The organism is Microbacterium profundi (assembly GCF_000763375.1).
GTDB classification, from domain to species: domain Bacteria; phylum Actinomycetota; class Actinomycetes; order Actinomycetales; family Microbacteriaceae; genus Microbacterium; species Microbacterium profundi.
In genome coordinates, this window is the sequence record NZ_JPSY01000001.1 from 449,217 (window position 1) to 461,411 (window position 12,195).

13 protein-coding genes and 1 tRNA gene are annotated in these 12,195 nt (G+C 67.5%); 6 read left to right on the forward strand and 8 right to left on the reverse strand.

Annotated features, from left to right (window positions below):
• Window positions 1-164 precede the first annotated feature (164 nt).
• Together JF52_RS0102140 and JF52_RS0102145 are read right to left on the reverse strand one after the other, a co-directional pair.
• Window positions 165-1,274: an aminotransferase class V-fold PLP-dependent enzyme gene (locus JF52_RS0102140; RefSeq protein WP_033104854.1), complete on the reverse strand. Its 1,110-nt coding sequence runs from the start codon at window positions 1,272-1,274 to the stop codon at window positions 165-167.
• A gap of 229 nt (window positions 1,275-1,503) precedes the next feature.
• Complete coding sequence (locus JF52_RS0102145; RefSeq protein WP_033104855.1) at window positions 1,504-2,286, reverse strand: isoprenyl transferase; 783 nt, start codon at window positions 2,284-2,286, stop codon at window positions 1,504-1,506.
• Window positions 2,287-2,381: 95 nt separating this feature from the next.
• Here JF52_RS0102145 and trhA point away from each other — a divergent pair, with 95 nt between their 5' ends.
• Both trhA and JF52_RS0102155 read left to right on the forward strand, forming a co-directional pair.
• Window positions 2,382-3,116 (forward strand): PAQR family membrane homeostasis protein TrhA, encoded by a 735-nt coding sequence (trhA, locus tag JF52_RS0102150; protein WP_200880932.1) that lies wholly within the window; start codon window positions 2,382-2,384, stop codon window positions 3,114-3,116.
• On the forward strand, window positions 3,062-3,523 hold the full coding sequence (locus JF52_RS0102155) for an S-ribosylhomocysteine lyase (protein ID WP_234000529.1): 462 nt from the start codon (window positions 3,062-3,064) through the stop codon (window positions 3,521-3,523). Before trhA ends, JF52_RS0102155 begins: the two co-directional genes overlap by 55 nt.
• A 12-nt stretch (window positions 3,524-3,535) precedes the next feature.
• On the opposite strand, the gene JF52_RS0102160 is transcribed toward JF52_RS0102155, so the two are convergent.
• Window positions 3,536-3,838 carry a hypothetical protein gene (locus JF52_RS0102160; protein WP_033104856.1) on the reverse strand — a complete coding sequence of 101 codons (303 nt, stop codon included), beginning with the start codon at window positions 3,836-3,838 and terminating at the stop codon, window positions 3,536-3,538.
• Window positions 3,839-3,906: 68 nt separating this feature from the next.
• Between JF52_RS0102160 and JF52_RS0102165 the strand changes: the two genes are divergently transcribed.
• Both JF52_RS0102165 and greA read left to right on the forward strand, forming a co-directional pair.
• Window positions 3,907-4,293: a DUF4307 domain-containing protein gene (locus JF52_RS0102165; protein ID WP_033104857.1), complete on the forward strand. Its 387-nt coding sequence runs from the start codon at window positions 3,907-3,909 to the stop codon at window positions 4,291-4,293.
• Between the two features lie 116 nt (window positions 4,294-4,409).
• Window positions 4,410-4,901, forward strand: coding sequence for a transcription elongation factor GreA (greA, locus tag JF52_RS0102170; RefSeq protein ID WP_033104858.1), 492 nt, complete (start codon window positions 4,410-4,412; stop codon window positions 4,899-4,901).
• Window positions 4,902-4,979: 78 nt separating this feature from the next.
• Here the strand turns inward: greA and ilvA are convergent, their stop codons facing one another.
• Both ilvA and JF52_RS0102180 read right to left on the reverse strand, forming a co-directional pair.
• Window positions 4,980-6,209 (reverse strand): threonine ammonia-lyase, encoded by a 1,230-nt coding sequence (ilvA, locus tag JF52_RS0102175; protein WP_033104859.1) that lies wholly within the window; start codon window positions 6,207-6,209, stop codon window positions 4,980-4,982.
• Window positions 6,206-7,399 (reverse strand): AI-2E family transporter, encoded by a 1,194-nt coding sequence (locus tag JF52_RS0102180; RefSeq protein WP_052166688.1) that lies wholly within the window; start codon window positions 7,397-7,399, stop codon window positions 6,206-6,208. The genes ilvA and JF52_RS0102180 overlap by 4 nt, the downstream gene beginning before the upstream one ends.
• An 84-nt stretch (window positions 7,400-7,483) precedes the next feature.
• Here JF52_RS0102180 and JF52_RS0102185 point away from each other — a divergent pair, with 84 nt between their 5' ends.
• Complete coding sequence (locus JF52_RS0102185; protein ID WP_033106198.1) at window positions 7,484-8,746, forward strand: winged helix-turn-helix domain-containing protein; 1,263 nt, start codon at window positions 7,484-7,486, stop codon at window positions 8,744-8,746.
• Between the two features lie 103 nt (window positions 8,747-8,849).
• On the opposite strand, the gene JF52_RS0102190 is transcribed toward JF52_RS0102185, so the two are convergent.
• The 3 genes from JF52_RS0102190 to JF52_RS0102200 form a co-directional block, all read right to left on the reverse strand.
• A complete protein-coding gene (locus JF52_RS0102190) occupies window positions 8,850-9,416 on the reverse strand; it encodes a LemA family protein (RefSeq protein WP_033104860.1) in 567 nt (188 codons plus the stop codon).
• A 69-nt stretch (window positions 9,417-9,485) separates the two neighbouring features.
• Entirely contained in the window at window positions 9,486-10,799 is a 1,314-nt protein-coding gene (locus tag JF52_RS0102195) for a D-arabinono-1,4-lactone oxidase (RefSeq protein WP_033104861.1), read from the reverse strand.
• The gene (locus JF52_RS0102200) at window positions 10,796-12,031 is read right to left on the reverse strand and encodes an alanine racemase (protein WP_033104862.1); all 1,236 of its coding nucleotides are present in this window, start codon (window positions 12,029-12,031) and stop codon (window positions 10,796-10,798) included. Before JF52_RS0102200 ends, JF52_RS0102195 begins: the two co-directional genes overlap by 4 nt.
• Before the next feature lie 57 nt (window positions 12,032-12,088).
• Here JF52_RS0102200 and JF52_RS0102205 point away from each other — a divergent pair.
• Window positions 12,089-12,161, forward strand: a tRNA-Leu gene (locus JF52_RS0102205).
• Window positions 12,162-12,195: the final 34 nt, after the last annotated feature.

Sequence of the window (12,195 nt, forward strand, 5' to 3'; positions counted from 1 at the left end):
ATGTTTCCCGGCTATGCCACGAGTCGACCAGGGGGCCACGAGTCGCGATCCGAAGGCCGACCCGAACGGGCACCGTGCCCGATGCCTAGAACGTACGACCGGCCCGCCGACCCGCGTGCGCGACACGCCCGCGCGGCATATTAAGCGCAGGTGAACTCTCGCGCCTATGCCCCGAGAGTCCCGATCGCGTCATCGAGCATGCGCAGCGTCTCATCGCCCGTACCCGCGTGCGCCGCGAGACGAACGGTCGTACCACGGGTCGTGGCGACGATCCCCGCGTTCGTGAGTGCAGCGGAGAGCGCGGCCGGCTCTTCGGGCGCGAGCGTGACGATACCGGCGCGCTTGCTCTTCGTGCGCGGTGTGAGCACTGGGATGCCGTGACGGTCGGCGATCTCGAATATGCGGTCGACGCATCCGCTGATCGCGTCGTCGATCGCTGCCACCCCGGCATCACGCACGTCGCGCAGGCCGATCGCCAGGCGGGCGACGGCGAGCTGATCGGGACTGTTGACCGCATACGCACGAGCGGATGCTGCGGGCGCCGGCAGTTCGTCGACGGGAAGCCCACCCTCCACGCCGGCGAAGCCCGACAGCACGGGGGCGATGCGCTCCCTCGCCTTTGCCGAGAACGAGGTGAAGCCGGTGCCGCGCGCGGCACGCAGCCACTTGTAGCCGTGCCCTGCCACGACGTCGGCGACGGAGTAGTCGTCGTCCACGACGCCGAACGACTGCACGGCGTCGACGATCAGCAGGCGGTCCGGGCCGAGCACGTCGCGGAGTGCTGCGAGATCGACGCGGTAGCCGGTGCGGAAGTCGACGTGGCTGACCGCGAGCGCGGTCACGTCGTCGTCGAGCGCCTCGGCCACGGCATCCGGGGTCACGAAGGTGTGTTCGGGCTCGATCCAGCGCGGAGTGAGCTCGCCCGCCGATGCCTGCGCGGCCCGTTCGAGAGTCATGCTGATGCTCGGGAACTCCGCCGACGAGGCGATGACCGTGCCCTTGAGCCCGTAGAACGCGTGCATGAGGCCGTGGGTCGACGATGGCTGCAGCGTCACCGTCTCGGCGTCTGCGTCGAGCAGTTCGGCGGCGATCTCACGAGCCTCACCGAACCGCTCACTGACGAGTGCCAGCGATGACGGACGTCCGCTGCCCAGCAGATCGGCGTCCGCGAACACCTCGGCGCGCACGGTCGGCGAAATCGGCCCGAATGCCGCCCAGTTCAGATAGCCAGGGTCGCCGTCGAAGGTTGCGACGTGGTCGTCGAGAGTGCTCACCAGAGGATTCTCCCACGTGGGCGACGCTTCGACAGGCTCAGCGAGCGAGACAAGCTCAGCGAGCGAGACAAGCTCAGCGAGCGAGACAGCTCAGCGAGCGAGACAGCTCAGCGAGCGCGACAGCTCAGCGAGAGCGACGGCTCAGCGAGCGAGACAAGCTCAGCGAGCGAGACAAGCTCAGCGAGCGAGACAAGCTCAGCGAGCGAGACAAGCTCAGCGAGCGCGACGCTCAGCGTCCGAAGCGCCGATCCCGGTCGACGTAGTCGCGGATAGCCCGCAGGAAGTCGACCTGGCGCAGGTCCGGTCCCAGTGCTTCCACGAAGTAGAACTCGCTGTGCGCGCTCTGCCAGAGCAGGAAGTCGCTGAGTCGCTGCTCGCCGCTCGTGCGGATGACGAGATCCGGATCGGGCTGGCCGCCGGTGTAGAGGTGCTCGCCGATCATCTCGGGCGTGAGGTGTGCTGCGAGATCCTCCATGGTTCCGCCTGACGCGTCGTGCTCGGCGATGATCGAGCGCACGGCGTCGACGATCTCGTTGCGCCCGCCGTAGCCCACTGCGAGGTTCACGTGCAGACCCGAATGCCCGGTGGTGCGCTCCTCCGCGTCGCGCAGCACGCGTGCCAGTTCGTCGGGAAGGATGTCGGAGCGGCCGACGTGCTTGACCCGCCAGTCGCCGTTCTGAGCGAGCGACTCCGCGAGCTCGGCGATGATCTCGATGAGATCGGCGATCTCCTTGGAGTCGCGCTTTCGCAGGTTGTCGCTGGAGAGCAGATACAGCGAGACGACGCGAACTCCGATGTCGTCGCACCAGCCGAGGAACTCCCGCATCTTGGCCGCGCCGGCGCGATGGCCGTCGGCGGGAGAATCGAGACCCAGTTGACGCGCCCAACGACGGTTGCCGTCGATCATCATCGCGACGTGATGCGGGACGGATGCCGGATCCAGCTGTCGCCGGAGCCTCTTGCCGTACAGCCGGTACAGCGGCCCCCGGCCCTCGCTCGTGCGTGCATTCACCTGCCTACGTTATCGCGTCGAGGCAACGATGCCCTGTGCGGCCGCGACGATCGCATGTACATCTGACGGCATGGACCGCGGCTTAGAGTGAGCACGTGAGCACTTCAGACGCCGACGCGATACCGGTTCCAGAGCTTCCGCTGCTCGACGCTGCGAAGGCGGACGCGGATGTCGAGATCAAGCCGACCTGGCGCGGATGGCTGCACGCCGCGACGTTCCCGGTGGCGATCGCCGCGGGCATCGTGCTGATCGTGCTGTCCGAAGGCGCGCCTGCGAAGTGGGCCGCCGCCGTCTTCATGGCGAGCTCGCTGCTGCTGTTCGGCAACTCCGCCCTGTATCACCGCATCAATTGGGGCCCCAGGACCAAACTGATACTCAAGCGCATCGATCATGCCAACATCCTGCTGCTGATCGCGGGCACCTACACGCCGCTCGCGGTCAACGCGCTCGTGCCGGAGAAGGGCACGCTGCTGCTCATCCTGGTCTGGAGCGGCGCGGTCCTCGGGATCCTGTTCCGGGTGTTCTGGATCAACGCACCGCGCTGGCTGTACGTCGCCCTCTACCTCGTGCTCGGCTGGGCCGCTGTCATGTACATGGTCGACCTGCTGAACGCGAATGTCGCGATGATGGTGCTGGTCTGCGTGGGAGGGCTGCTCTACACCGGCGGCGCGATCGTCTACGCGTTGAAGAAGCCGAACCCTTGGCCGGGCCACTTCGGATTCCACGAGATCTTCCACCTGTGCACCGTGCTCGCGTTCCTGTGCCACTGGACCGCGTGCCTGCTGATCTCGATGGCGCCGTACGCGCCGTCCCTCGGCCTGCCGGGCTGATAGTAGTAGAACGCACCCTGAACGACGAAGGAGATCCCCATGGCCGATGTCGAGAGCTTCACCCTCGATCACACCGCTGTCCGGGAGGGCTGCACACCATCGAGCACGTCCTCGCCGGCCTGCTGCGCGACCACCTCGAGGGCGTCATCGACATCTCCCCGTTCGGATGCCGCACGGGCTTCCACCTGATCACCTGGGGCGAGCCGAGCGTCGCGGCGGTCGTGGCGGCCGTCCGCGTGGGGCTCACCGCGATCGCCGAGGACATCACCTGGGACGACGTCCCCGGCGTCGACGCGATCAGCTGCGGCAACTACCGGGATCACAGCCTGCACAGCGCGCGGGAGTGGTCCAGGCACATCCTCGAACAGGGCATCAGCCTTGACGCTTTCGAGCGCGTGGGAGTGTGATGTTCGGCGAGCTCAGCGCCGTGGATCGTCCTTCTCGGATGCTTCGTCGCCGTTCTCGTGCGCAGGGGCGGCGGTGCCGGCATCCGGGGTCCGCGCTTCCCGGCCTGCGGCCTCTTCCGCATCGAGCTCCTCGCGCACCTCTTCTCGATAGCGCACACGGCGCACGCGACGGTTCATGTCCCAGATGAGCAGCACCACGGCGATCACGACGATCACGGTCACGAGGAATCCGGCGGGGCCCGGTGTGACGGCGTTCGGGTCGACGGTCATCGTCGGCGTCGGAATCGGGGTCTCAGTTCCGAACTGCACGAGCATGTGTACGCCTTTCCTTCGCAGGTCGCATAACCTGGAACCACAAGCCTAACTATCGAAAGCACCTACCAGTGACGACTGCCCTCGAGCTCGATGAACGATATGGCCGCCGACGCCGCTCGCGCGCTTCGTGGATCATCGGCGGTGCGGTCGCCGTGGTGGTGATCATCATCGCCTCATGGGTGACAGTCTCGCAGTCGATCGACACGGTCGACGCCGACGACTTGAGCTTCGAACTCGTCGATGAGCGCACTGTCACGGTGCGCTTCCAGGTCACCACCCCTCAGGGTCGGGATATGGCCTGCGCGGTCGAGGCGCTCGATGAGGAGTTCGGCGTCGTCGGCTGGAAGATCGTCCAGATTCCCGCCGCAGACACTCCCATGCAGCAATTGACGGCGACCGTACCGACCGTCGCACAAGCCACGACAGGTTTGGTGAACTCCTGCTGGCCCTTATAGACTCCCCTGATACGACCGACGCCCTGGCCACTTGCCGGGGCGTCTGGCATATCCCCACCGCCCTGACGGGCGTTCGACAACACCGCCCTGAAGGGCGTTCGACAAAGGAGCACGCTGTGTCCACAGACGCTCAGGTACCCTTCCTCACTCAAGAGGCATATGACCGGCTCGTCGCTGAGCTCGAGGCCCTGTCCACGACGGGTCGCGACGAGATCGCGAAGCGCATCGAAGCCGCCCGCGAAGAAGGCGACCTCAAGGAGAACGGCGGATATCACGCCGCGAAGGACGAGCAGGGCAAGCAGGAGGCGCGCATCCGCACGCTCGAACAGCTCCTGAAGACCGCGAAGGTCGGCGAGGCCGTGGTCAGCCGCGGCATCGTCGAGCCCGGCACCGTCGTCACGGCACTCGTCGCCGGCGGCGAAGAGGTCTTCCTGCTCGGCAGCCGCGAGATCGCGGCATCCGGGAGCGACGTCGACGTCTACAGCGAGGCGAGCCCGCTCGGCCAGGCCATCCTCGGCCTGAAGGTCGGGGAGAAGACCTCGTACGAAGCGCCGAACGGCAAATCGATCTCGGTCGAGGTCACGAACGTCGAGACCTACGCCGGCTGAGTCCGACCCACAGACGCAGAACCGCGCCGGGACAGTGCAGCGATGCTGCTGTCTCGGCGCGGTTCTTCCGTTCCGCGATCAGTCGGGAACGACCATCGGGTCGTAGCCGGCCTGGCGGAGCGTGTCGAGTGTGAGCTCGGTGTGCTCCGCTCCCCTGGTCTCGATGCTCATCTGCAGGATGACTTCGCTGATCTGCAGTCCCTGGCCGTGCCTGGTGTGCATGACCTCCATGACATTCGCGCCGGCCTGCGAGACGAGCTCGGAGACCCTGGCGAGCTGACCGGGGCGGTCGGGCAGCGGGATGCGGATGGTCAGATAGCGACCGGATGCCGCGAGCCCGTGCGACACGACGCGCTGGAGCAGCAGCGGGTCGATGTTGCCACCGGAGAGCACGGCCATGGTCTTGCCGGTGCCGGACACCTTGCCTGCGAGGATGGCGGCCACGCCGACGGCGCCCGCGGGCTCGACGACGACCTTCGCCTGCTCGAGCAGGATGAGGATCGCACGAGCGATGTCGTCGTCCGTGACGGTGACGACCTCGTCGACCAGGTCCTTGATGATCTCGAAGGGCACGGCCCCGGGCTTCGCGACGAGGATGCCGTCTGCGATGGTCGGATGCGTCTCGATCTCGACAGGATGGCCCTCGGCCAGCGAAAGCGGCATAGCGGCGGCGTTCTCGGCCTGCACTCCGATCACCCGCACGGTGCGTCCGGCCCGTGCTGCCGCAGCCTTCGCGGCGGCGGCCACACCGGCGATGAGTCCTCCGCCGCCGATGCCGACGAGGATCGTGTCGACATCAGGAGCATCCGCGATCAGTTCGAGCCCGAGGGTTCCCTGACCGATCACCACGTCGCGGTGATCGAAGGGGTGGATCATCACCGCCCCTGTACGCTCCGCGAACTCCGCCGCGAGCCGCAGCGACGTCGCGACGGTCTCGCCTTCCAGCACGACCTCGGCTCCATACCCCCGGGTGGCGAGCAGCTTGGGCACAGGCACGCCGAGTGGCATGAAGATCGTCGCGGGGATGCCGAGCGCCTGCGCGGCGAGCGCGACGCCCTGCGCGTGGTTGCCCGCGGATGCCGCCACCACACCGCGCGCGCGCTCTTCGGCCGTGAGCTTCGACAGACGGTACGCGGCACCACGGATCTTGAACGAACCGGTGCGCTGCAGGTTCTCCATCTTCAGCACGACGGACTCACCGAGGATGTCGGACAGCGCCCTGGACGGCAGGGTCGGCGTGTGCGAGATCACTCGCTCCAGCCCCCGTGCGGCTTCCTCGAACTCGCCCAGACTGGGGACTGCACTCATGTATTCCTCCGACGCCGCTCGAGCGGCACTGTACTCCAGATCAGGTCACCAGTGGGCCTGCCGCCGGTCTTCCACGAGCCGCTGCTGAGCGTCACCGCGACGACGTTCACGAAGGCTGCCAGCGGCACTGCGAACAGTGCACCGGGAATGCCGGCGATCATCGACCCACCGGCGACCACCAGAACGACGGCGAGCGGATGCACCTTGACCGCGGATCCCATCAGGATCGGCTGCAGGATGTGGCCCTCGACCTGCTGGACACCGATCACGACGACCAGCATCCAGAACGCGTTCAGCGGATCGTTGTACACAAGCGCGAGGAACACCGCCACGGCACCGGTGGCGACCGCACCGACGATCGGAATGAACGCACCGAGGAAGACGAGCACGGCGACCGGGATCGCGAGCGGGACACCGAGCAGGAAGGCGCCGATGCCGATGCCGATCGAGTCGATCGTCGCGACCAGCAACTGGGTCTTCGCGAAACTGACGACCGTTCGCCAGCCGTTGCGCGCCGCGGCGTCGACGGCGGGTCGCGCATCGCGAGGGAAGAGCATCGTCGTCCAGCGCCAGATGCCGCCGCCGTCGGCGAGCAGGCAGATCAGGATGAAGACCGTCAGGAGCATGCCGACCACGACGTGGCCGGCCGTCGAACCGATGGCGAGGGCACCGGACCACAGCAGTTGCGCCTGTTCCTGGATCAGCGCGAAGCCCTGATCGATGTAGTCCTGGATCTGCCCTGCGGACAGGTGCAGCGGGCCGTCCATCAGGTACTGCTGGAACTCGTCGAGCGCCTGCATCGTGCTCTTCTGCACCGATGGCCACTCGCGCGCGACCTGCCATCCGACGAGCCAGAGCAGGCCCGAGACGATCGCGAGCGTGCCGACGAGGGCGATCAGGATCGCGAGCCACCGCGGGAAGCGCTTGCGCAGCATCCATTCGAACACCGGCCAGAGCAGAGCCGTGATGAGGATGCCGATCAGCAGCGGGATGACGAGGAGCTTCAGCTGGATCACGATCCAGATGATGACGCCGGCGGCCGCGGCGATCAGCAGCATGCGCCAGGCGTAGCCGGCTGCGACACGCAATGACAGCGGCACTGCGTTGTCGGCCTCGGTCGTGACCGTGCGATCGGTCGGCATGCGACCCCACAGACGATCGCGCTTGCGGGGGCGCTGCTCATCCGTCATGTCGTAAGTCTAGTTCCGGTGTCGGAGGGATTCTGCGACGCGCGCTCCGACGACCATGTCGGAGGCGGACGATACGCTGACGACGTGACCGAGACCCTCAGTGCCGCGCAGGCTCGCCGCACGGCCCTGGCCGCCCAGGGGTTCACCCGACGTCGCCCGACGGCCACCGTCTCCGCCCGCCACGTGCACGGCGCGATGCAGCGCCTGGGTGTGCTGCAGATCGATTCCGTGAACGTCTTCGCGCGCAGTCACTATCTGCCGCTCTTCTCCCGGCTGGGCTCCTACGATCCGGCGCTGCTGGATCGAGTGTTCCTCTCGCGCACCACGCACTACGTGGAATACCTCGCGCACGAGGCCACGTTCGTGCCGGTCGAGGACTGGTCGCTGTGGCGCTTCCGCATGGAGGCGTTCCGCAAGCGCTGGGAGTCCGATCCGCAGTCGTGGCTGAGCCAGAACAGCCGCACGATCACATGGGTGAAGGACGAACTGCGCACCCGGGGCCCCCTGCGCCCGGCACAGCTTCGGGCCGATGCGCCGCGCGAGCGCGGCACCTGGTGGGATTGGGACGACGTGAAGCTCGCCCTCGAGCATCTCTGGCGCACCGGCGATGTCGCCATCAGCGGTCGTCGTGGGTTCGAGAGGCACTATGCGCTGGAGGAGCAGGTGATCCCCGCCGAAGTCCGCGAGCGGGTCGTACCGCGTGAGCACGCCATCCGCGAGCTCGTCCGCCGCGCCGCCCGCTCCTCCGGCGTCGCGACCGAATCCGACCTCGCCGACTACTACCGCATCCGCGATCGCGCGAGCATCCGACAGGCGATCGAAGATCTGGTCGACGACGGAGATCTGCAGCCAGTAGAGGTGCGCGGCTGGGAGCGCGGCGGCCGCCCGGTGCCCGCCTGGCTGCATCGTGATGCGGTGCTCCCCCGCCGGATCGACACCGCTGCGATCCTCACCCCGTTCGACCCAGTGGTGTGGTTCCGGGAGCGCGCGCTTCGCGCGTTCGACCTCGACTACCGCATCGAGATATACGTCCCGGCGCACAAACGGCGCTACGGCTACTACTCGCTGCCCGTGCTGGTCGGAGATCGCATCGTCGCGCGCGTCGATCTGAAGGCCGACAGGGCGACATCGACGCTTCAGGTGCAGTCCGCGTGGTGGGAACCGCAGTCGCGCGCAGAAGACGCAGAGGCGATCGCGCGCGAACTCGCACTCGCCGCGACCTGGCAGGGATTGGAGAACGTCTCGGTCTCGGGCTGGGGAGACGCCGCGGATGCCGTGGCGGGCGCCCTGCATGTCGAGCGCGGAGGCGTGCTGCGCCACGTGCATGCACGTCAGGAGTCGGCGTGAGGCGGCGCACATCTTGCGATGTGCTTCCCGGTCGCAGAGGCACCCGTCGTCCGCGGTGACGTGATCGTCGACGAAGACGACCTCGTGTTGCCGGTCTGGTGAGTCAGAACTGCACGCGTGGCGGCTCTGAGATCGCCGCGTTGTCGGCGACCTCGAAGAACTCCCGCTCCGTGAAGCCGAGTCCGCGGGCGAACAGGTTGTTCGGGAAGACCTTGATCTTCGTGTTCAGCTCGCGCACACCACCGTTGTAGAAGCGGCGGGCCGCCTGGATCTTGTCCTCGGTGTCGACGAGGGCATGCTGCACCTGAAGGAAGTTCTGGCTCGCCTGCAGCTGCGGGTACGCCTCAGCGACCGCGAACAGGCTCTTCAACGCCTGCTGCAGGTGGCCCTCGGCGATTCCGGCCTCACCGGGGCTCGTCGCGGAAAGCGTCTCAGCACGGGCGCGGGTGACGTTCTCGAACACGGCCTTCTCATGCGACGCGTAGCCCTTGACCGTCTCGATGAGATTGGGAATCAGGTCGGCGCGTCTCTTGAGCTGCACGGTGATGCCGCTCCACGCCTCGTCGACGCGAACGTTCAATTGCACGAGGGAGTTGTAGGTCGCCCAGAAGTAGATGCCGATGAGCACCACCACAGCGACGACGATCAGAACTGGAATGAGCCATTCCATGGCACATGACCCCCTTCATGAGTTTTACTCATACTAACCACGGCGCCTGCGCGTGAACTGGGCGACCCGTCACTCTCCGAGCACTCGGTCAAGATGACGATTCGCGAACCGGCGGTCGGGATCCAGCCGGTCGCGCACCGCTCGGAAGTCGTCGAACCGCGGATAGCGCTCCCGCAGCTGCTGTGCGTTCAGAGTGTGGAGCTTGCCCCAGTGCGGGCGTCCCCCGTGTTCGAGGCAGATGCGTTCGACGGCCTCGAAGTAGGCCGTCGGATCGGCGCGCCAGTATCGATGCACGGCGATGTACCCGCTGGCACGGTCGTACGCCGTGGAGAGCCAGCGGTCATCCGCCGCAGCGAAGCGCACCTCGACCGGGAACTCGATCTTCCAGCCCCGCGCGGTGATGAGCGCTCGAATCGCCTGGACGGCCGGTAGGACGTTCGCCGCCGGGAGTGCGTACTCCATCTCCCGGAACCGTACGTTGCGGCGCTGTGTGAGCACCCGATGCGACAGGTCGGTGTACTCGCGGTCTCCGGTGAGCTTCACGGCGAGGCGATTGAACGGCGGCGTGATGGCCGGAAGCACCTGTCCTGCGGCGCACACCATCCGGTACACGCCGTTGGAGAGCAGGGTCTCGTCGATCCACCTGCCGACAGTCGGCAGCGGCTTGCGGGGAGTCGACTCCGGCAGCCTGGTCTGCCTCTTCGTGAGTGCCACGTCGGTGTGCGGGAACCAGTAGAACTCGAAATGGTCCGACGCTGAGACCCGCTCGTCGAGCGTATCCAGCACGTCATCGAGCGGCAGCGGCGCGTCGATGGCGTGCATGACGAAGGCGGGGACGCACTGCAGCGTGACGTCGACGAGGATGCCGAGTGCGCCGAGCCCCAGCGCGACGGCCGGCAGCATCTCGGTGTTCTCGGTGTCGCTCACCCGGAGGAATTCTCCCTGCGCGGTGATCAGGGTCACGCCGACGACCTGCGCCGCGAGTCCGCCGAAACGCGCACCCGTCCCGTGGGTGCCGGAGGAGATCGCACCGGAGATCGATTGGCGGTCGATGTCGCCGAGGTTCTCCATGACGAGTCCGTGGGGAGCGAGCAGACGGGGGATGCGGTGCAGCCGGGTACCTGCGAGGAATGTCACTCGTGCGCGGTCTGGATCGACCGACACCAGCCCCTGCATGTCATCGAGTTCGAGAAGAACCCCGGGAGCCACCGCGATGCCGGTGAAGCTGTGACCGGCGCCGACGGCCTTGATCTGAAGGTTGTGGGCGGCAGCCGCCTGCACGGCGCGCTGCACGCCCTCCGGCGTGCGCGGTCGCTCGACGCTGGTCGGCCTCACGCTCGCCGAGCGCGCCCAGTTCTGCCACGTGCCGCCGGGACGCGTCACAGGAACGCCTTGCCCTCGCCGCGATACGTGGGCAGCTCGTCGATCACCTCGGTGCCGGCGACCAGGTGATACGCGTCGATGCGCTCGGCGGGCTCGCCGCTCTTCGCATGGCGGAACCACACCCGGTCGCCGATGTCGAGTGTCCGCGCCGCGTCGCCGTGCAACGGCGTCTGCACCTCACCGGCGGCTTCGCGCGGCATCGTTCGCAGCCCTTGTGGCCATACCGCACGGGGCTGACGCGAGCCGAGTGCTGGACCCGACGCGATCCATCCCCCACCGAGCACCGTGGCGATGTCATCCGCCGGCCGTCGCACGACATCGAAGGCGAACGCGCTGGCAGGTGCGGGGCGGAAGGAACGGTAGCCGTCGAACAGGTGCCCACCGAGCAGGCCACTGCCCGCCGATGCCTCGGTGACGGACTCGTCACTGCCGGTGAACTCCAGCGACCCGGTGCCTCCGCCGTTGAGGAACTCCAGCGGCGCGACATCGGTGAGAGCATCCGCGATCTCGGCGCGGCGCCCGCGCAGCTCGGCCCGCGACCGCGCCTGCACCATGCGGATCACCGGCGCGTCCGAGCCGTTGTCGCCCTGACCCGCGATCTGCGCCTCGTACATCTGCAGCCCGACCAGCCGGAACCCGGGTCGGCGCGTGATCGTACGCGCGAATCCGGCGACGTCGGCGGCCGTGAACAGCGGCGAACGGCGCACGCCGATGTGCCCGAGTGCTGCAGAGCGCCATGACGCGTCGGCATCGATGGCCACCCTGATCGTCTCGCGCCGATCGTGCGGCGCGACGGCGTCGATCAGGTCGAGATGAGCGATGTCGTCGACCATCAGGGTGATGCGGGATGCGGCGACCTCGTCGTGCACCAGCCGCTCGAGGCCTGCCCGGTCGACGGTCGGATAGCCGAGCACGATGTCGTCGTGCGTCTCGGCGAGCCAGAGCGCTTCGGCGAGCGAGAAGGAGAGGATGCCGCTGTAGCCGGGAATGCGCAGCACGGCATCGAGCACGGCCCGCACGCGCACCGATTTCGAGGCGACACGGATCGGGATGCCGCCGGCGCGCACCAGCAGATCCATCGCGTTGTGACGCAGCGCATCGACATCGATCACGGCGACGGGCGCCGCGAGGTGCGAGGTGGCATCCGACAAACGCGGCCACCAGAGCGCCGGGTTGTCCCAGTCGCGTGAGGGGGCGGCTGTACGGCTCAGGTCAGCGGTGAGGTCGAGCACTCCCCCACCCTACGACGTCGGCTCGCCGACCACCGCGAAGCTAGGCTGTGAATGCACGCCCCCATAGCCCAATGGCAGAGGCAGGCGACTTAAAATCGCTTCAGTCTGGGTTCGAGTCCCAGTGGGGGCACTCTCAGCAGCTCAGGTCGCGACACCGCGCGTGC

Coding starts and splice junctions, on each gene's coding strand:
- JF52_RS0102160 (WP_033104856.1), bottom strand. CDS start 3,838: ATGCTCGTGCAGTTCGGAACTGAGACCCCGATTCCGACGCCGACGATG.
- ilvA (WP_033104859.1), bottom strand. CDS start 6,209: ATGAGTGCAGTCCCCAGTCTGGGCGAGTTCGAGGAAGCCGCACGGGGG.
- JF52_RS0102180 (WP_052166688.1), bottom strand. CDS start 7,399: ATGACGGATGAGCAGCGCCCCCGCAAGCGCGATCGTCTGTGGGGTCGC.
- JF52_RS0102190 (WP_033104860.1), bottom strand. CDS start 9,416: ATGGAATGGCTCATTCCAGTTCTGATCGTCGTCGCTGTGGTGGTGCTC.